The sequence below is a fragment of the Rhodococcus sp. C3V genome, assembly GCF_029269915.1.
GTDB lineage: Bacteria > Actinomycetota > Actinomycetes > Mycobacteriales > Mycobacteriaceae > Rhodococcus_F > Rhodococcus_F qingshengii.
Genome location: NZ_JARJBE010000004.1, coordinates 337764 through 356062, shown reverse-complemented (window position 1 = coordinate 356062; position 18299 = coordinate 337764). Strand labels below are relative to the sequence as shown.

At 63.3% G+C, this 18299-nt stretch carries 19 protein-coding genes; 12 read left to right on the top strand and 7 right to left on the bottom strand.

What is annotated here, in order from left to right:
* The first annotated feature begins 12 nt into the window (after positions 1-12).
* The 4 genes from P3G66_RS14040 to P3G66_RS14025 all read left to right on the top strand — a co-directional run bounded on the left by P3G66_RS14040 (position 13) and on the right by P3G66_RS14025 (position 4343).
* Positions 13-624 carry a heme-copper oxidase subunit III gene (locus P3G66_RS14040; RefSeq protein WP_007730060.1) on the top strand — a complete coding sequence of 204 codons (612 nt, stop codon included), beginning with the start codon at positions 13-15 and terminating at the stop codon, positions 622-624.
* A 64-nt stretch (positions 625-688) separates the two neighbouring features.
* A complete protein-coding gene (locus tag P3G66_RS14035) occupies positions 689-1540 on the top strand; it encodes a cytochrome c (RefSeq protein WP_003941682.1) in 852 nt (283 codons plus the stop codon).
* The gene (locus P3G66_RS14030) at positions 1537-2679 is read left to right on the top strand and encodes a ubiquinol-cytochrome c reductase iron-sulfur subunit (protein ID WP_007730058.1); all 1143 of its coding nucleotides are present in this window, start codon (positions 1537-1539) and stop codon (positions 2677-2679) included. The genes P3G66_RS14035 and P3G66_RS14030 overlap by 4 nt, the downstream gene beginning before the upstream one ends.
* A gap of 59 nt (positions 2680-2738) precedes the next feature.
* The gene (locus P3G66_RS14025; RefSeq protein WP_007730057.1) at positions 2739-4343 is read left to right on the top strand and encodes a cytochrome bc complex cytochrome b subunit; all 1605 of its coding nucleotides are present in this window, start codon (positions 2739-2741) and stop codon (positions 4341-4343) included.
* A gap of 149 nt (positions 4344-4492) precedes the next feature.
* Here the strand turns inward: P3G66_RS14025 and P3G66_RS14020 are convergent, their stop codons facing one another.
* Complete coding sequence (locus P3G66_RS14020) at positions 4493-4789, bottom strand: antibiotic biosynthesis monooxygenase (protein ID WP_020908105.1); 297 nt, start codon at positions 4787-4789, stop codon at positions 4493-4495.
* Positions 4790-4855: 66 nt separating this feature from the next.
* Between P3G66_RS14020 and P3G66_RS14015 the strand changes: the two genes are divergently transcribed.
* Positions 4856-5245: a DUF3224 domain-containing protein gene (locus P3G66_RS14015; RefSeq protein ID WP_047270094.1), complete on the top strand. Its 390-nt coding sequence runs from the start codon at positions 4856-4858 to the stop codon at positions 5243-5245.
* Positions 5246-5354: 109 nt separating this feature from the next.
* Here the strand turns inward: P3G66_RS14015 and P3G66_RS14010 are convergent, their stop codons facing one another.
* Both P3G66_RS14010 and P3G66_RS14005 read right to left on the bottom strand, forming a co-directional pair.
* Positions 5355-5771 (bottom strand): cytochrome c oxidase subunit 4, encoded by a 417-nt coding sequence (locus P3G66_RS14010; protein WP_003941723.1) that lies wholly within the window; start codon positions 5769-5771, stop codon positions 5355-5357.
* 39 nt (positions 5772-5810) lie between these two features.
* Positions 5811-6875 carry a cytochrome c oxidase subunit II gene (locus P3G66_RS14005; protein WP_030537048.1) on the bottom strand — a complete coding sequence of 355 codons (1065 nt, stop codon included), beginning with the start codon at positions 6873-6875 and terminating at the stop codon, positions 5811-5813.
* A 319-nt stretch (positions 6876-7194) separates the two neighbouring features.
* Between P3G66_RS14005 and asnB the strand changes: the two genes are divergently transcribed.
* Positions 7195-9120, top strand: a complete 1926-nt coding sequence (gene asnB / locus P3G66_RS14000) for an asparagine synthase (glutamine-hydrolyzing) (RefSeq protein ID WP_003941790.1) — start codon at positions 7195-7197, stop codon at positions 9118-9120.
* A gap of 63 nt (positions 9121-9183) precedes the next feature.
* On the opposite strand, the gene P3G66_RS13995 is transcribed toward asnB, so the two are convergent.
* From P3G66_RS13995 to P3G66_RS13985, 3 genes are all read right to left on the bottom strand, one after another.
* A complete protein-coding gene (locus tag P3G66_RS13995; RefSeq protein ID WP_003941700.1) occupies positions 9184-10161 on the bottom strand; it encodes a carbohydrate kinase family protein in 978 nt (325 codons plus the stop codon).
* Positions 10162-10357: 196 nt separating this feature from the next.
* Positions 10358-10708, bottom strand: coding sequence for an iron-sulfur cluster assembly accessory protein (locus tag P3G66_RS13990; protein ID WP_007730053.1), 351 nt, complete (start codon positions 10706-10708; stop codon positions 10358-10360).
* Positions 10709-10858: 150 nt separating this feature from the next.
* The gene (locus P3G66_RS13985) at positions 10859-11926 is read right to left on the bottom strand and encodes a glycerate kinase (protein WP_276116734.1); all 1068 of its coding nucleotides are present in this window, start codon (positions 11924-11926) and stop codon (positions 10859-10861) included.
* 134 nt (positions 11927-12060) lie between these two features.
* Between P3G66_RS13985 and P3G66_RS13980 the strand changes: the two genes are divergently transcribed.
* From P3G66_RS13980 to P3G66_RS13955, 6 genes are all read left to right on the top strand, one after another.
* Complete coding sequence (locus P3G66_RS13980) at positions 12061-12717, top strand: DUF3043 domain-containing protein (RefSeq protein WP_276116733.1); 657 nt, start codon at positions 12061-12063, stop codon at positions 12715-12717.
* Between the two features lie 2 nt (positions 12718-12719).
* On the top strand, positions 12720-13307 hold the full coding sequence (gene cobU / locus P3G66_RS13975; RefSeq protein WP_276116732.1) for a bifunctional adenosylcobinamide kinase/adenosylcobinamide-phosphate guanylyltransferase: 588 nt from the start codon (positions 12720-12722) through the stop codon (positions 13305-13307).
* A 122-nt stretch (positions 13308-13429) separates the two neighbouring features.
* Positions 13430-14488: a nicotinate-nucleotide--dimethylbenzimidazole phosphoribosyltransferase gene (cobT, locus tag P3G66_RS13970; protein ID WP_276116772.1), complete on the top strand. Its 1059-nt coding sequence runs from the start codon at positions 13430-13432 to the stop codon at positions 14486-14488.
* A gap of 2 nt (positions 14489-14490) precedes the next feature.
* Positions 14491-15258 (top strand): adenosylcobinamide-GDP ribazoletransferase, encoded by a 768-nt coding sequence (locus P3G66_RS13965; RefSeq protein WP_081341457.1) that lies wholly within the window; start codon positions 14491-14493, stop codon positions 15256-15258.
* A 9-nt stretch (positions 15259-15267) separates the two neighbouring features.
* Positions 15268-16242 carry a helix-turn-helix domain-containing protein gene (locus P3G66_RS13960; RefSeq protein WP_276116731.1) on the top strand — a complete coding sequence of 325 codons (975 nt, stop codon included), beginning with the start codon at positions 15268-15270 and terminating at the stop codon, positions 16240-16242.
* A gap of 124 nt (positions 16243-16366) precedes the next feature.
* Entirely contained in the window at positions 16367-17188 is an 822-nt protein-coding gene (locus tag P3G66_RS13955) for a dienelactone hydrolase family protein (RefSeq protein WP_276116730.1), read from the top strand.
* Here P3G66_RS13955 and P3G66_RS13950 read toward each other — a convergent pair.
* Positions 17182-18285: a branched-chain amino acid aminotransferase gene (locus P3G66_RS13950; RefSeq protein WP_003941766.1), complete on the bottom strand. Its 1104-nt coding sequence runs from the start codon at positions 18283-18285 to the stop codon at positions 17182-17184. The two genes, P3G66_RS13955 and P3G66_RS13950, sit on opposite strands and share 7 nt — an antisense overlap.
* Positions 18286-18299: the final 14 nt, after the last annotated feature.

The window sequence follows — 18299 nt, the reverse complement described above, 5'->3', positions numbered from 1 at the left end:
ATACTTCTGTCTGTGACGAGCGCAGTAGGGACTTCAGGATCGGCAATCACCCAACGCGTGCACTCGCTGAACCGGCCGAATATGGTCAGCGTTGGCACCATCGTGTGGTTGTCAAGTGAGCTCATGTTCTTCGCAGGGCTCTTTGCCATGTACTTCGTGGCACGAGCTCAGGCGAACGGAAATTGGCCGCCGGAGCCAACCGAATTGAACCTGTATCTGGCCGTGCCGGTGACCTTGGTGCTTATCGCATCTTCGTTCACCTGCCAGATGGGTGTCTTCGCGGCTGAGCGTGGCGACGTCTTCGGACTTCGTCGCTGGTACACCATCACCTTGGTCATGGGGGCGTTCTTCGTCGCCGGCCAGGGTTACGAGTACTACCACCTCGTGCACGAGGGCACCACGATTTCGAGCAGCGTGTACGGCTCGGTGTTCTACATGACCACCGGCTTCCACGGTCTGCACGTCATCGGCGGTCTCATCGCCTTCGTCTTCTTGATCGCACGTACCCGGGTCAGCAAGTTCACGCCCGCCCAGGCCACCGCCGCGATCGTTGTTTCGTACTACTGGCACTTTGTCGACATCGTGTGGATCGCGCTGTTTGCCACGATTTATTTCATCCGTTAATCAGCTGTACGCCCCAGGCAGCCCCTGACGTCCAGTTCCGTCCCGACATACCAAAGGGATACAGATGAGTTCATCCCCCCCTCCCGCATCCGATAACTCAGCGAATGCCGCGAAGTCGCGTCGCCAGCGGAAAATCCGCCGGCGCGTCACTGGCGCGCTCGTATTGATGATGGGATTGATCAGCGCAGGTTTCCTCGCTTCGGCGTTGACACCAGCTCCGCAGGTTGCGACCGCCAGTGACGATTCAGCAGCCCTGATTCGTGAAGGCAAGCAGCTGTACGACACGTCATGCATCACGTGCCACGGCGCGAACTTGCAGGGCGTGCAGGACCGCGGTCCCAGCCTCATCGGCGTCGGCGAAGCAGCCGTGTACTTCCAGGTCTCCTCTGGTCGTATGCCGGCAGCTCGCAACGAGGCCCAGGCTGCACGCAAGGACCCCAAGTTCGATGCTGCGCAGACCGACGCCCTCGGCGCTTTCATCCAGGCCAACGGCGGCGGCCCGACGCTCATCCGCGACGAGAACGGCGAAATCGCCCAGTCCTCGCTGCGCGGTGGCGACGTCGGACGCGGCAGTGAGCTCTTCCGGCTCAACTGCGCGTCGTGCCACAACTTCACCGGCCGCGGTGGCGCACTGTCCTCGGGCAAGTACGCCCCGGTCCTGGATCCGGCCAGCGAGCAGCAGATCTACGCTGCCATGGTTACCGGTCCCCAGAACATGCCGAAGTTCTCGGATCGTCAGCTGACGATCGAGGAGAAGAAGGACATCATCGCCTACGTCAAGTCGTCGGGCGAGTCGAAGGACCCCGGTGGGTACGGGCTCGGTGGCCTCGGTCCGGCCTCTGAGGGTCTCGCCATGTGGGCCGTCGGAATCATCGCTGTCGTCGGTGCAGCATTGTGGATCGGAGCAAGGTCATGAGCGACGCTGGCCAGCATGGCGGCGATACGCCTAAGAAGTACACAGATGAAGAGCTCGACGCGATGTCACGCGACGACCTGGTCAAGCTGGGTACCAATCTCGATGGCGTCGATGTCGTCTACCGCCGTGATCGTTGGTCGGTAAAGGGCACCAGGGCGGAAAAGCGCGCCGAGCGCAACGTCGCCTTCTGGTTCGGCCTCGCCGGCGTTTCGGCGATCGCGTTCATCGCGATCTACCTGTTCTGGCCCTGGGAGTACGCAGGCGCCGGTGACGAGAACTACGGCAAGTACAGCCTGTACACCCCGCTGATCGGCTTGACCATGGGTCTGGCGATCCTCGGCGTCGGCATCGGTGCCGTTCAGTTCACGAAGAAGTTCATCCCCGAAGAGGTCTCGATCCAGGACCGCCACGACGGTGGTTCCACCGAGGTCGATCGTCGCACGATCGTCGCCGAGCTCGGCGACACCCTCGAGACGTCCACCCTCCCCCGCCGCAAGGCCATCAAGCGCAGCTTGATGTTCGGCGGCGGCGCACTCGGCGTCATGATGGTCATGCCCCTCGGCGGACTCATCAAGAACCCGTGGGCCAAGGGCGACGACTCACCTCTGTGGGTGTCCGGCTGGACCCCGAACTACCCGGGCGAGACCATCTACCTGCGTCGTGACACCGGCCGTCCCGAGGACATCGTCCTCGTTCGCCCGGAAGATCTCGATGCCGGTTCGATGGAAACGGTCTTCCCGTTCCGCGAGTCCGACCGTGGCGACGAGCACGCTCTGCTCGCAGCACTGCGCGGCATTCGTAACTCGGTGATGCTCATCCGCCTCCGCACGGAAGACACCGCGCGTGTCACCAAGCGTAAGGGCCAGGAAAGCTTCAACTACGGCGATTACTTCGCCTACTCGAAGATCTGCACCCACCTGGGTTGCCCCACCTCGCTCTACGAACAGCAGAGCAACCGTATTCTGTGCCCCTGCCACCAGTCGCAGTTCGACGCACTGACCTACGGCAAGCCGATCTTCGGTCCCGCTGCTCGCGCACTTCCGCAGTTGCCTATTACAGTGAACGAAGAGGGCTTCCTGGTCGCCGACGGTGACTTCATCGAAGCACTCGGCCCGGCATTTTGGGAGCGTCGACCGTGACCACAACAACAACCAAACCGTCCAAGATCAGCGCGGCAGCGGCTGGACAAGCGGAGGCTATGGACTCCCGCTACCACCTCGCCGCAGGCATGCGCCGGCAGATCAACAAGGTCTTCCCGACGCACTGGTCCTTCATGCTTGGCGAGATCGCGCTCTACAGCTTCGTGATCCTGCTGATCTCCGGTGTGTTCCTGACGCTGTTCTTCGATCCGTCGATGGCACACGTCGTCTACCAGGGCGCATACCAGCCGCTTCGTGGTGTCACGATGTCTCGCGCCTACGAGACGACCCTGAACATCTCCTTCGAGGTGCGCGGCGGTCTCTTCGTTCGCCAGATTCACCACTGGGCTGCACTGATGTTCGCGGCGTCGATCATCGTTCACCTCGCTCGCATCTTCTTCACCGGCGCCTTCCGTCGCCCGCGTGAAGCGAACTGGGTCATCGGCTGCCTGCTGCTCATCCTGGCGATGTTCGAAGGCTTCTTCGGTTACACCATCCCCGACGACCTGCTCTCGGGCACCGGCCTCCGCGCCGCCTTCGGTGGTATCACGATGAGTATCCCGATCGTCGGTACCTGGATGCACTGGCTGATCTTCGACGGCGACTTCCCCGGCGACCTCATCATCCCGCGTCTCTACGTCGCTCACGTGCTGCTGTTCCCGGGCATCATCCTGGCTCTGATCGCCGGCCACCTCGCGTTGGTCTGGTACCAGAAGCACACGCAGTTCCCCGGTCCCGGCCGTACGGAACAGAACGTCGTCGGCGTCCGCATCCTCCCGGTCTTCGCGATGAAGGGTGGCGCGTTCTTCGCCATGACCTTCGGCGTGCTCGCACTGCTCGGTGGTCTGTTCCAGATCAACCCCGTGTGGAACATCGGTCCGTACAACCCGTCACAGGTCTCGGCAGGTTCCCAGCCCGATATCTACATGATGTGGACGGACGGCCTTGCTCGACTGTGGCCGGCGTGGGAGATCTACCTGTTCAACCGGTACACGATCCCTGCAGTGTTCGCCGTCGCCCTGATCATGGGCCTCGTCTTCGCACTGTTGATCGCGTACCCGTGGATCGAGAAGCGTCTCACCGGAGACGACGCTCACCACAACATCCTGCAGCGCCCGCGCGACGTGCCGGTCCGTACCGCTATCGGTGCGATGTCCATCGCGTTCTACCTGGTGCTCACGATCTCCTGCATCAACGACATCATCGCGTACCACCTGCACATCTCGCTGAACGCAATGACGTGGATCGGCCGTATCGGCATGGTCATCCTTCCGCCCATCGCGTACTTCGTGACGTACCGGTTCTGCATCGGCCTGCAGCGCAGTGACCGTGCAGTCCTCGAACACGGCATCGAGACCGGCATCATCAAGCGGATGCCGAACGGCCAGTACATCGAGATCCACCAGCCGCTCGGCCCCGTCGACGAGCACGGACACCCGATCCCGCTCGAGTACCAGGGTGCTGCTGTCCCGAAGAAGATGAACAAGCTCGGCCTCGCCGGCAAGCCCGGTAGCGGTAGCCTGATCACCGCTGACCCAGTCGAGGAGAGCGAGGCTCTCGAAGCCGCTCATCACGAAGCTGAGCACGAGCAGCTTCAGATCCTTCTGGACTACCAGAACCGAACCAACGGCAAGTCCGATGGTTCAAGTGGAGAACTCCACTAAGAACGTCAGTTGACCAGTGAGGCCCCGAACCGGATTCCGGTTCGGGGCCTCACTCGTTCTCTGAGCGATTCAATATGGACAACCTCCAAGTGGGCACCACTCCCCCGGTTCGTCGTCTGCGCGCCGACAACAGCAGGCACTACGCTTTGCTAGACCTCGAGCACAGTCGAATAGTGCTCCACCGTCGGGAACGGCTCGTAGAAGTGATGGAGAAGTTCTCGCCACTTCTCGTATCCCGTGGACTGACGGAAGCCGATGGTGTGTGACTCCACGTCTTCCCACTCGACCAGCAGGAGATATCGCTCCGGTGATTCCAGGCAGTGCGAGAGCCGCAGCCTGATGAATCCGGGAACCTCGGAGATGATGGTTCGGGCCACGTCGAATGCGGCCTCGAAACGCGCTGACTGCGACGGATCGACCTGCAGGACGGCATGTTCGAGAATCATCTACGGAGTGTTGCACGTTCTCGGGAGTCCCCTCGAGGCGTTGTCGCCTGGTGAGATACTCGGACCATGACATCCCATGCACGCGGCACCTTCGAGATCGATCTTCGCCCCGCCGATCCTGAGCTCTCCGGACGCGTCGGACGCTTCGAGTTCGACAAGACGTTCATCGGCGGCGTCGAAGGCACGTCGTCCGGCCTGATGCTGTCTGCGGGCAATCCGACAGCCGGTGCAGCGGGCTATGTCGCTTTGGAGTTTGTCACGGGGCAGGTCGACGAAGCTGTGGGATCGTTCGCCCTGCAGCAGTTCGGTCAGATGATCGACGGAACGCAGAAGCTTCTGTACGAGATCGTGCCGGGGTCCGGAACCGGCGAGTTGAAGGGCATCGCAGGCACTCTCGAGCTGGAGGTCGTCGACGGTCTGCACCGCTACGACCTCGAATACTCGCTCCACGATTGACAGAGAGCGGTTGTTGACAGGCACCCTCCTACCACCGAAACTCACATAAACGACAACAGAGGCGCCGTACCCGGGTGGGTGCGGCGCCTCTGTTCGAGTGCGGGTGAAACTAGTGCTTCTCGGGTCCGGTGTAGTACTCGAACACCAGGCCTGCGGCTGCGGCGAGCACACAGACAACTGCGACTGCGATGAGCCACGGCTGGAAGTACGCCAGCGACACTGCCGCGAGTGCAGCAGCAGCGGCAAGCAGGATCGGCCAGAAGCTACCCGGGCTGAAGAAGCCCAGTTCTCCTGCACCATCCGAGATTTCAGCGTCGTCGTAGTCCTCGGGACGGGTGTCCAGACGACGGGCGACGAAGCGGAAGTAGGTACCCACGATGAGCGTCAGACCTGCAGACAGGACGATGGCCGTCAGTCCGGCCCACTCGATACCTGTGCGTGACAGAGCGGTGAACACTCCGTAGATGATCGCGACGAGAATGAAGAACATCGTCAGGATCTCGAAGAGCTTGGCTTCGATCTTCATATCAGCACTTGTCCTTGTTCAGTGAAGAGGCTGGCCGGCTCAGTTGCCTGCAGTGGCGACGGTTGCCTGACGGTACTCGCGGTCGGTGTTGAACGGCGTGGTCGACGTAGCCACCGGCGACTGACCGATTGCCTGCAGAGCCTCGGCGGTCGTCAGACCACCCTTGCCCTCCGCGTCACCCTTGCGCAGTTCGATGTACTTGGCGAAGTCCTCGGGCGAAACCGCACGAACCTCGAAGTTCATCATCGCGTGGAACGTGCCACACATTTCTGCACAACGCCCGACGAACGCGCCTTCCTTCTCGATCTCACTGATCTGGAAGATGTTGTCCGAGTGGTTCTCCTTGGGGTTCGGGAGAACGTCGCGCTTGAACAGGAACTCAGGCACCCAGAAAGCGTGGATGACGTCCGAGGAAGCAAGTTCGAACTGGATCCGCTTGCCGGTGGGCAGAACGAGGATCGGGATCTCCTGGCTGGAGCCGACGGTCTCGATCTTGTCGTAGTGCAGGTAGCTCAGGTCCTCGGTGCTGTTGCCGTGGATCGGGCCGGGGACTTCTTCCCCGTGTTCGTTCACGGTGGAGCCCTCGGTCTTTGCAGCCTCTTCGGCCTCGACGTCGATTCCGTTGTACTTGGCGGAGCCGTCACCGAACTCGATGGAGCGGTAGCCGAACTTCCAGTTCCACTGGAAGGCCGTGACGTCTACGACGACGTCAGGATTGTCCGTCTTGTCCAGAACATGGTTCTGAACGATGACGGTGAAGTAGAAGAGAACCGCGATGATGACGAAGGGAACTGCCGTGTAACCGAGTTCGAGCGGCACGTTGTATGCCGTCTGACGCGGGAATTCCGGCGAGTCCTTCTTCTTGCGGTGGAAGATGACGGCCCAGAAGACCAGCCCCCACACCAGCACACCCATGACGAGGGCGGCTACAACCGACCACGTCCACAGCTCACGCATGCGCGTCGCCTCCGGGGTGATGCCCGAAGGCCACCCGAAACGAAGCACTTCGTTGTCGATGGAGCAACCCGACAGCAGCAAGGCAGCAATGCCCAGAGATACTGCCAGCCCCGCTCGCCGAAGGATCCGACCTTGCGCCACGTTCACGCCTTCCTGATCGCCACAAAATTCAACTAGGGCATGCCCGGAGGGAAGGCCCAATTACTACGCAGCGTAGACCAAAGCCGGGCACTATCCATCCTCGGGTCCTCGCCCGTGTCGCGGCGGACGTCACACAGCTCTCTCAGGTGCTGCTCAGGAACGGCTCAGGTCGTTTCGGCGACGCACATCACGTCGATTCGTTCCGCCGCGATCGGCAGGGACGTCGATCTGCGGCATACTTTCGTCAAGAGTTCGTTGACCTCTCCCCGACACTCGTGTCCGGGAGCCTTCTGTACAAAAATTCTGAATCGAGGAACCGGACGCTGTGTGTGGACTGCTCGGGCTACTGACATCTGGCGGAACCAGCGAGGACGCCGTCTCGCGGGTCGACCAGGCGATGCATTGCCTTCGTCACCGCGGGCCGGACGAACACGGGACGTGGAACGACGATCACCTCGTCTTCGGGTTCAACCGCCTGGCGATCATCGACATCGCTCATTCCCACCAGCCGCTGCGTTGGGGCCCACCGGAGAACCCGGAGCGTTATGCGCTCACGTTCAACGGCGAGATCTACAACTACTTGGAGATCCGCGCCGAACTGGTCAAGGACCACGACGCCAAGTTCTTCACCGAGGGCGACTCCGAGGCCATCGTCGCTGCATTCCACTACTGGGGTGAGGACGCGGTCCGGCGCCTGCGCGGAATGTTCGCGTTCGCGATCTGGGACACCGACACACGCGAGCTGTTCATCGCGCGCGATCCGTTCGGGATCAAGCCGCTGTTCATCGCGACCGGCGCCGGCGGCACCGCGTTCGGCAGCGAGAAGAAGAGCCTGCTCGAACTCACCGATCTGATCGGCATCGGTACCGAGCTGGATCCGCGTGCCATCGAGCACTACACCGTTCTGCAGTACGTACCGGAGCCCGAAACACTGCACAAGCAGATCCGCCGCCTGGAGTCGGGCAGCTTCGCTCGGGTGCGTCCGGGCGAGGAGCCCACGTTCACGCGGTATTTCACGCCGAAGTTCCCGGCCAAGCCTTTTGCACCTGGCACCGAGAAGGCGCGCTACCAGGAAATCGCCGAGGCACTCGAGGATTCGGTCGCCAAGCACATGCGCGCCGACGTCACCGTCGGTTCGTTCTTGTCCGGTGGTATCGACTCCACGGCGATCGCGGCGCTGGCGATGCGCCACAACCCCAACCTGATCACCTTCACGACCGGTTTCGAACGTGAGGGCTATTCCGAGGTCGACGTCGCTGCAGAATCTGCCGCGGCGATCGGCGCGAAGCACGTCGTCAAGGTGGTCTCCCCCGCCGAGTTCGCCGCTGCCATTCCCGAGATCGTCTGGTACCTCGACGACCCGGTAGCCGATCCGGCATTGATTCCGCTGTGGTTCATCGCGAAGGAAGCGCGCAAGCACGTCAAGGTCGTGCTGTCCGGCGAGGGTGCCGACGAGTTGTTCGGCGGCTACACGATCTACCGTGAGCCGTTGTCGCTCAAGCCTTTCGAGTACCTCCCCAAGGGACTGCGTCGGGCCGCGGGCAAGTTGTCCGAACGCATCCCGGACGGCACTCGCGGCAAGAGCCTGCTCAATCGCGGTTCGTTGACCCTCGAGGAGCGCTACTACGGAAATGCTCGTAGCTTCAACGACGCTCAGCTCCGCGCCGTCCTGCGCGATTTCCGTCCGGAGTGGACGCACCAGGACGTCACCGCGCCGATCTACGCGCAGTCACGGGACTGGGATCCGGTTGCGCGGATGCAGCATCTCGACCTGTTCACCTGGCTGCGCGGCGACATCCTCGTCAAGGCAGACAAGATGACGATGGCCAACTCGCTGGAACTGCGTGTGCCGTTCCTCGATCCCGAGGTCTTCGACGTCGCGTCACGCGTACCGCTCGATCAGAAGATCACGAAGGACACGACCAAGTACGCACTGCGCCAGGCCCTGGAAGGCATTGTGCCGCACCATGTTCTGCACCGTGCGAAGCTCGGATTCCCGGTTCCCCTGCGCCATTGGCTGCGCGGCACCGAACTCTTCGACTGGGCACATCTGCAGATCGAGGAGTCGGGTACCGACCACATCTTCGACAAGCAGGCCGTCGTGAAGATGCTCAACGATCACCGCGAGGGCGTGTCCGACCACAGCCGACGCCTGTGGACCGTCCTGACCTTCATGGTCTGGCACGGAATCTTCGTGGAGAAGCGCATCGTGCCGCAGATCCAGGAGCCGGTGTACCCGGTCAATATCTAGGCCTTCGGCCCCGTGAGCGGTTAGGGAGTCTCCGAACTCCTCAACCACTCACGGGGCGGAGCCCTACTTCGGCAGGATCGTCGCGATCTCGTCCGCTGCCGCGCTGCCGTATGCGTCGGTAAGGCGCTTGAGTGCCTCGTCGCGATTGAACACCCACTCCTGCGTTCCCACGGTCTCGAGAATCAACACAGCGACCAAAGATCCCAACTGTGCAGCACGCTCGAAGCTCAGACCGGCGCCGTGTGCGAGCAGGAACCCGGCGCGGAAGCCGTCGCCAACGCCCGTCGGATCCACCTTGCCGGTCTCGGGAACTACGTCGACGCGCACCCAATTACCTTCGGCGTCAACAATTTCCACACCCTTGGAACCGAGGGTGGTGACACGGATGCCGACCTGCGCGCGGATCTCTTCCTCGCTCAGACCAGTCTTCTGCTGAAGCAGACCCCACTCGTACTCGTTGGTGAACAAGTACTTCGCGCCGTGAATGAGCGCCTTGGCCTCGTCACCGGACAGGCGGGCAAGCTGCTGCGACGGATCCGCTGCGAACGGAATCCCGAGCAGACGGCATTCGTCGGTATGGCGAACCATGGCCTCGGGGTCGTTGGCGCCGATCAGCACCAACTCGACTGCGCCCGCAGTCTTGGCCACTGCCGCGAGTTCGATCTCGCGAGCCTCGCTCATCGCACCGGGGTAGAACGACGCGATCTGCGCCATGTCCTCGTCGGTGGTGCACACGAAACGCGCCGTATGTGCCTTGTCCGAGATACGGACCGCGCTGCAGTCGACGCCGTTGTCCTCGAGCCACGTGCGGTACTCGGCGAAGTCGGCACCGACTGCGCCGACGAGTAGCGGGGACCCACCGAGCACGCCCATGGCGTAAGCGATGTTGCCGCCGACACCACCGCGGCGAATCACGAGATCGTCGACCAGGAAACTCAGCGAAACGTGGGCGAGCTGATCGGCGAGGAGCTGATCGGCGAAGCGGCCGGGGAAGCGCATCAAGTGGTCGGTGGCGATGGAACCGGTTACCGCAATAGTCACGGATCGTGGCCTTTCAGCGAAGTGAGTACAAGAATGAAAGAGGAGCAAAAGTTCACGTTACCGCCCGTAGCGCCGTCATCGGCGCCCGAGCTGTCGGATCGGAACGGTCTACGTACGAGTCACCACAAACAACTGACGCGAAACCGATTGTCGGTTCCGCGTCAGTTGTTCGTGAATTGAGTTGTGATCGACAGACTCAGTTGAACGAGTCACCGCAGGCGCAGGAGCCTGTTGCATTGGGGTTGTCGATCGAGAAGCCCTGCTGCTCGATGGTGTCGAGGAAGTCGATGGACGCACCTTCGACGTACGGCGCGCTCATCCGGTCGACAACCAGGTTGACGCCGTTGAAGTCGACAGTGAGGTCACCGTCGAGCGTGCGGTCGTCGAAGAACAGCTGGTACTTCAGTCCGGCACAGCCGCCGGGCTGCACTGCGATACGCAGCGCGAGGTCGTCGCGACCCTCCTGATCGAAGAGTGCCTTCGCCTTGGCGGACGCGGCCTCGGTCATCTTGACGCCGTGGGTGGCGGTCTCGTTCTGCACAGTCATGGGCTCTCCCTAATGTTCGTACCAACCCGTGAACGCTTCAACGGTACGCCGCTGCCGACTTATTCCCGCCAGTCCTTTACCGGGTGCGATTCGTCTTCATCCTATCCGGTCTTCCAGACACGGCAACGGCGCGTCGACGCTTGTGGATCCTCACCTCCGGACGCCGCGCCAGATGTTCCACTCGCGTGCCGTGTGTTCGGCGAGTCCCTCGAGACACGCCGACGCTTCCTCCATCGCACGTTCCACCGACCCGGCGAAATCCGTCACCGACTTCGCCGCGACTATCGAGGTCGACGCATAGTCCGCCTCGTCGAGCGTCACCTGGCCGGCAAAGACGAGCGTCGGAACGCCGTGCGCTGCCCCCGCCGAAGCGAGCGTTGTGACGAGTTTGCCGCGCAGAGATTGGTGGTCGAACTTGCCTTCGCCTGTGATCACCAGGTCAGCGGATGCCAGTAGCGCGGCCTGTCCGGTGCGATCCGCGACGACGTCGGCCCCGGATCGCCGCTGTGCACCGAGCGCAAAGAACGCGGCACCGATACCACCCGCGGCGCCGGCACCCGGAAAATTCGACACTCGTTTTCCGGTGACGGACTCCAACTGTTCGGCCCATCTCGCGTTGCTCGCTTCGAGGACTGCGACGGCTTCGGCGTCGGCGCCCTTTTGCGGGCCGAACACCGCTGCCGCACCGTGCTCGCCGAGAAGTACGTGTTCGACGTCGGTGGCGGCGACCAACTGAATGCCTGCCGTAGCCGCCGTTGCAGCCTCCAGGCCGCCCAGCGCCTCCACCAGTCCACGTCCCCCGTCGGTGCAGCAACTCCCACCGAGTCCGACGACAACCGTCTTCACGCCTGCCTCGAGCGCGACAGCGATCAGCTCTCCCACACCGCGACTGTGCGCGGCGAGTGCGGTGTCCCGCGTCGGCGGACCTCCGAGCAGGCCGAGCCCGACGGCCTCGGCGGACTCGATGTACGCCGTGTCCGACTCGAACAGCCACGTGGCGTCGACGGCGGCGGTCAAAGGCCCGGACACCCGTGCAGTCCGGATGTCGCCCCCGACCGTGGCCAAGACGTCGACGAATCCCGGACCACCGTCGGATTGTGGCGCGATGACGACGTCGTCGCCGGGTCGACCGCGCCGCCAGCCGGCAGAAATGGATTCGGCCGCCGCGACGGCAGTCAGGGTTTCGCCGAATGAATCCGGAGCAACTATTACCCGCATAACCGAAGTCTAAGAGTCCCGAATGACCCCGATGTTTCACGATCTCGCGCGTTTCAGTGCCTCGGGCGATTGGGTTTTTCAGAAAGACCGAGGTCGGTTTCCCAGACCGTGCACTTATCCAATAGCCTGGAGGTGTGAAATTGCTACGCCGCGGTGACTCAGACAACTCCGACAAACGTGACGTCGAGGGCACTGAGGCATCCTCGGCCTCCGAAGAGTCGCCCATCGAGCAGGTGGGCAAGGGCCGCCCCACACCCAAGCGTCGTGACGCCGAGGCGAAGAGGCGTGGCCCCGTTGCCCCTGCCCCGCTGACCGCGAAGGAAGCCCGCGCCCGCCGCAAGGCGACCCGCGGCTCCAAGGAGGACCGCAAGGCCGAAGCCGCCGAGCGTCGCGCATCGTCGGCAGACCGCCGCGCCCGCATGCTCGCCGGCGAGGACAAGTACCTGCTCCCCCGCGACAAGGGACCGGTTCGCGCCTACGTCCGTGACTTCATCGACGCTCGCCGCAACCTCGTCGGGCTGTTCATGCCGCTCGCGTTGATCCTCATCATGACCATGTTCGTCACGCCCGCGCTCCAGCAGATCGTCACACTGGCAATGCTCGTGATGATGCTCTTCATGGTCGGTGAAGGCATCTGGCTCGGTCGCATGATCAACAACCGCGTCGCCGAGCGCTTCCCCGACAGCACCGACGGCGGATTCAAGCTCGGCTGGTACGCGTTCGTTCGCGCGTCGCAGATCCGTAAGCTGCGCGCACCGAAGCCTCGTGTGGGGCCGGGCGACGCAATCTGAGCGTGACGAACACGTATAGAACATTGGTCCTCGGCGGCGCGCGGTCTGGTAAGTCCGCGCACGCCGAGGATTTGGTTTGTGGAGGCCACCTACCCGAAGGTTCGGCACCGATCCGGTACCTGGCGACGGCAAGGCGCGATGTCTCCGACGCAGACTGGGAGAGCCGGATCGACCAGCACCGCAACAGGCGGCCTTCCCATTGGTCGACTGTCGAAACCGCAGATGCCGGCGACCTCGCGGCACAGCTCGAAAGCGATTCACACACAGCGACGTTGGTCGACGATCTGGGAACGTGGCTGACCACGGAACTCGATCGGCAAGGCGCCTGGGACGCTCCGCGCGGCACCGTCACTCCCGCTGCGGACAGCCTGGTCGCCAGTGTCGAGAACTATCGTGGACACCTGGTGCTGGTCAGCCCCGAAGTGGGTTTGGCCGTCATCCCCGAGACGCGGTCCGGACGATTGTTCCGCGACGAGATCGGCACTCTCAACGCTCGTATCGCCGCGGTGTGCGATCGTGTCGTACTAGTGGTTGCAGGGTTACCGCTCATCTTGAAAGATACTGCTGCACAACCGGAAGGCACGATGTGAGTACCGAGGCCAATCCAGGGGCCATTTCAGGGGCGAATCCAGTTGCCAACCCAGAATCCAACCCTGACGTCGCGCCAGTCAGTAACGCCGACTTCGAACCCGTCACCCCGCCCGACCGCGAGGTGCGAGCGCAGGCCGATGCGCGTCAGCGTGATCTGACCAAGCCGGCCGGTTCGCTGGGCCGACTGGAGGCTCTCGCCGGCTGGGCATCAGCCTGCCAAGGAGTTTGTCCCCCACACGCTTTCGCTCGGCCTCGCGTCGTCGTCTTCGCGGGTGATCACGGAATCGCCCGCAACGGCGTCTCCGCCTATCCGCCGGAAGTGACCGCACAGATGGTCGCCAACTTCCTCGGGGGCGGCGCGGCAGTCAACGTCCTCGCCGAGGTTGCCGGCGCCACGGTACGCGTCGTCGACATCGCAGTGGACGGCGATACCGATCCGTCCGTCTCGAACCACAAGGTGCGCAGGTCTTCCGGGTCCATTGACCGCGAAGACGCCATGTCGAACGAGGAAACCCTTCAGGCCATCGCCGCCGGCCGAGCGATCGCGGACGAGGAAATCGACGGGGGCGCAGATCTTCTCATCGCCGGCGACATGGGCATCGGCAACACGACGCCCGCAACCGTACTCATCGCAGCCCTGACGGACAGTGAACCCGTCGCGGTCGTGGGTCGAGGTACCGGTATCGACGACGCCGGGTGGATCCGCAAGACCGCAGCGATTCGCGACGCTCTCCGTCGCGCCCGTCCGCACGTTCGCGACACAGTCGCGCTGCTGCGCACGTCTTCGGGTGGCGACCTCGCCGCGATGGCCGGCTTTCTGGCCCAGGCAGCTTCGCGTCGTACGCCGGTGATCCTCGACGGCGTAGTGGTCACCGCAGCCGCCATGGTTGCCGACGAACTGGCTTTCGGCGCACGTGAATGGTGGGTCGCCGGACACCGCTCCACCGAACCCGCCCACACCATCGCATTGACCCGCATGGGTCTCGACCCGATCGTCGAGTTCGACATGCGTCTCGGTGAAGGTTCCGGTGCAGTCACAGCGCTCCCGATTCTTCAGGGCGCAGTGGCAATCCTGGGCAAGATGGCGACATTCTCCGAAGCCGGTGTCAGCACTCAGGGCAGCGCACCTGCCGACGAACCGGAGTCGATCGACCTGACCAAGACCGATACGGCGGAGTGAGCATGGCGGGCCCGCTGTCCGGAGTGCCTCTGGCCTTCTCGTGGCTGACGGTCCTTCCGGTTCGTGGTCCCTCCGACATCGACCGAACTGCCGGTCGTCGCGCCATCGCGGCAGCTCCGCTCACCGGGATCGCACTCGGCATTGCCGCGACGTTTCTGCTCTGGGGCACAACCAGTATCGGCCTGAATCCCTATCTCGCAGGCTTGCTGACGGTCGGTGCGCTCGCTCTCGGGACACGCGGGATGCACGTGGACGGACTGGCAGACTCCGTCGACGGACTGGGTTGTTACGGTCCACCGGAGCGCGCCCGCGAGGTCATGCACAGCGGCGGTGCCGGACCGTTCGGGGTCGCGGCACTGTTCATCTTCCTTGGGCTGCAATCGGTCTCCTTCGGCGTCCTCGCTGTTGCCGACTCCCCCACGCAGTGGATCGCCGTTCTCGTTTCTGTCGCTGCGGGTCGTGTGGCCGTCGTTTTTGCCTGCCGCCGAGGTATTCTCGCGTCTGGCCCGAGCGGATTCGGTGCGCTCGTCGCCGATTCACAACCGCTCTGGGCCGCAATCGTATGGTCGGTTCCGCTGATCGCCACTTCCGCCTTTGCCACCGACCGGTGGTGGCTCGGCCCTCTCGTGACCGCGTCGGCGCTGGTGATCAGTGTGCTGTGCGTGCGTCACTGCGTCCGTAGATTCGGCGGACTCAACGGAGACGTTCTCGGATTCGCACTCGAACTCACTGTGACGCTTACTGCCGTCGGCCTCACTCTCGGACTGTGATCCGACGTCGTGCGAGTAGGTGTCCTTGCGTACGAAGGTTGCCTGGCGGCCGAGATCTTCGTTTTCACCGACCTCCTCCTGATCGCGAATCGGGTCGCTGATGGAGCGCCCGCCGACCCCTTCGAGGTATCGGTCATCGCAGCGTCGGGCACGCCCGTAGTTGCGGCAGGTGGATTTTCGCTCGGGGTGCAGGAGGGGCATCACGACATCGATCACCTGGTTGTGCCGGGGTTCGACCTCGTGCCGTCCGAAGACCCTACGACGCGTTTGTCGCTGTGGGACAGAGAAATCGAGTTCATCCGTGCGTGCGAGGCGCGCGGCGTTCGGGTGTCGTCGGTCTGCGTCGGCGCGTATCTGCTGGGCGAGGCGGGACTGCTCGACGGACGCCGATGTACGACGTCGTGGCTGTACGGTGCGGACCTCGCGAGTCGTTACCCCGGTGCGACGGTTCGAACCGACTCGTTGATCGTCCAGGATGACGGCGTCACCACCACTGCGGCGTTCACTGCCGCGCTCGACCTCGCAACAGCACTCGTGCGCGAGCACCTCGGCGACAAGATTGCGCGAACGACTGCAAGAATTACTCTGGCGCCGGAAAACCGAACCAGTCAATCTCCGTACATCGTCGACTCGATACTGCCCGTCAAACACACACAGTTCGCCGACGACGTCGGAGGTTGGCTGGTCGAACGGATGGCGGAGCCTTACGACTTGGATCTGCTGTCGGATGCTTTTCACCTCAGCACCCGAACCATGCTTCGGAAGTTCAAGGACGAGACCGGGGAATCGCCGCGCAGTTACCTGCAGCGTGCACGGATCCGAAAAGCGAAACGGTTGTTGGAATCGACCGACTGGTCTATCGGAAAGATCTTGGGGCACATCGGTTATCAGGATCCTGGAACCTTCCGTCGCCTGTTCGCCGACCGCGTCGGCATCAGCCCGGCCGACTACCGAAAGCGATTCCGCAACGGCGGCACCGGATAAGGCGTTTGGCGAGCCAGCCCGAAAACGTGGCGAACCGCCCTCTTCTGTAGTTGATCCCGCGCCGAAAGACTGTGCAGAGGAATTGTTTCGACTACTGAGAGGGCTCACCGTGCCGAACCGGAGCATGACCGAAGACGATCCACTCGAAGACTTCGACCGTCGAACGATCACGATCGACGCAGTGGCGAAGTCCGTGTACGTGGCCGGCACCGGTCCCGCAGTAATCGTCATGCCGGAGATGCCGGGCATCAGCCCGCATGTAGCGCGATTCGCCCGCTGGGTGCGCGACGCCGGTTTCACTGTCTTCGTTCCGTCACTGTTCGGGCGCGCCGGAGCGGTCCCCACAGTGGACGAGGGGCTGACGGTGTTCAAGAGAGCCTGCGTCAGTGCGGAGTTCCGCGCCCTCGCTGTCGACGAACCGAGTCCGGCGGTCCGTTGGCTGCGTGCACTCGCCGCTTCGGCACACGAGGAGTGCGGCGGTCCTGGCGTTGGCGTGATCGGGATGTGCTTCACCGGAAACTTCGCGTTGTCGATGATGCTCGAACCCTCGGTCATCGCGCCGGTTCTCGCCCAACCGTCGTTACCGCTCGACCGACCGGACGAAACCGACAGCGGGCCCGAAGAACTCGAAGCCGTGCGCTCGAGACTCGAGGCCGAAGACCTCACGGTGCTCGCATACCGGTTTCAAGGTGACCCGTTCTGCCGCGCACAGCGATTCGCGGCCTACTCGAAGGCCATGGGCGAGCGCTTCGTCGGAAAGGTACTGCCCGACGAAGCGGCCAACGCGACAACGTCACCGTTCTTCGAACACGTCATTGCCAATCCACACAGCGTGGTGACGGCTCATCTCGTCGACGAGGCGGGATCGCCCACCACCGTCGCTCGAGACGAGATTCTGCAGTTCTTCCGCGAGCGGTTGCTCGCGGAACGAACCAGCGATCAGTGAAGCTTGGTCATCCAGCCGTGGGTGTCGGCGAAGGTGCCGCGCTGAATCCCCGTGAGGGTGTCGCGCAGTGCCATCGTCACTTCACCCGGCTCGCCGTCGGCGATGGTGAACTCGCCCTCGGCGGACTTGACGCGTCCGACGGGGGTGATGACTGCTGCTGTGCCGCAAGCGAAGACCTCGGTGATTTCACCGCTCTTGCACTTGGTGCGCCATTCGTCGGTGCTGATCTTGCGCTCCTCGACGGCGAAACCGGAATCGGCGGCAAGGGCGAGCAACGAGTTGCGCGTGATGCCCGGCAGCAACGAACCGGACAGCGACGGCGTCACGAGGCGAGCGTCGGGGCCGGAGCCGAAGACGAAGAACAGGTTCATTCCACCCATTTCCTCGACGTACGTGCGCTCGATGGCGTCGAGCCAGACCACCTGGTCGCAACCCTCGTCGGCAGCTTGCGCCTGGGCGAGGAGCGAAGCGGCGTAGTTGCCGGCGAACTTGGCCGCGCCGGTACCGCCAGGGGCCGCGCGAACGTATTCGGTGGACAGCCACACACTGACCGGCTTGACGCCGCGCGGGAAGTACGCACCGGCGGGTGAGGCGATCAGCAGGTAGCGGTACTCGTCGGCGGGACGGACACCGAGTCCGGCTTCGGTGGAGAACATGAACGGACGGAGGTAGAGCGCGTCCTCGCCACCGGCTGCGGGAACCCAGTCGAGATCGACGTCGATCAGTTCGGTGATGGAATCGATGAACATCTGCGACGGGAGCTCCGGCATGGCCAGACGGCGCGCAGATGCTGCGAAACGCTCGGCGTTGGCCTCGACGCGGAACGAGCTGATCTCGCCACCCGGCTGACGGTATGCCTTGAGGCCCTCGAAGATGGCCTGTCCGTAATGCAAAACCATTGCGGCCGGATCGAGCTCGATGTTTCCGTACGGCAACACCTGGGCGTCGTGCCAGCCCTTGCCCGCGGTGTAGTCGATCGAGACCATGTGGTCGGTGAAGTGCCGCCCGAAGCCGGGCGCCGCCAAAATGTCACGGCGCTCGGCGTCGGACTTCGGGGACGAGCTCTGAACACGAACGAAATCGGCGGCACCTGTCATGGGCGCAATCCTAT

Excerpts from the sequence above, each read along its gene's own strand:
- P3G66_RS14030 (WP_007730058.1), top strand. The coding sequence starts at position 1,537 with ATGAGCGACGCTGGCCAGCATGGCGGCGATACGCCTAAGAAGTACACA.
- P3G66_RS13965 (WP_081341457.1), top strand. The coding sequence starts at position 14,491 with ATGGCGGGCCCGCTGTCCGGAGTGCCTCTGGCCTTCTCGTGGCTGACG.
- P3G66_RS14020 (WP_020908105.1), bottom strand. The coding sequence starts at position 4,789 with ATGATTCTCGAACATGCCGTCCTGCAGGTCGATCCGTCGCAGTCAGCG.
- P3G66_RS13985 (WP_276116734.1), bottom strand. The coding sequence starts at position 11,926 with ATGCGGGTAATAGTTGCTCCGGATTCATTCGGCGAAACCCTGACTGCC.
- P3G66_RS14015 (WP_047270094.1), top strand. The coding sequence starts at position 4,856 with ATGACATCCCATGCACGCGGCACCTTCGAGATCGATCTTCGCCCCGCC.
- P3G66_RS13955 (WP_276116730.1), top strand. The coding sequence starts at position 16,367 with ATGACCGAAGACGATCCACTCGAAGACTTCGACCGTCGAACGATCACG.
- P3G66_RS14010 (WP_003941723.1), bottom strand. The coding sequence starts at position 5,771 with ATGAAGATCGAAGCCAAGCTCTTCGAGATCCTGACGATGTTCTTCATT.
- P3G66_RS14035 (WP_003941682.1), top strand. The coding sequence starts at position 689 with ATGAGTTCATCCCCCCCTCCCGCATCCGATAACTCAGCGAATGCCGCG.
- P3G66_RS13990 (WP_007730053.1), bottom strand. The coding sequence starts at position 10,708 with ATGACTGTGCAGAACGAGACCGCCACCCACGGCGTCAAGATGACCGAG.
- P3G66_RS14025 (WP_007730057.1), top strand. The coding sequence starts at position 2,739 with ATGGACTCCCGCTACCACCTCGCCGCAGGCATGCGCCGGCAGATCAAC.
- P3G66_RS13950 (WP_003941766.1), bottom strand. The coding sequence starts at position 18,285 with ATGACAGGTGCCGCCGATTTCGTTCGTGTTCAGAGCTCGTCCCCGAAG.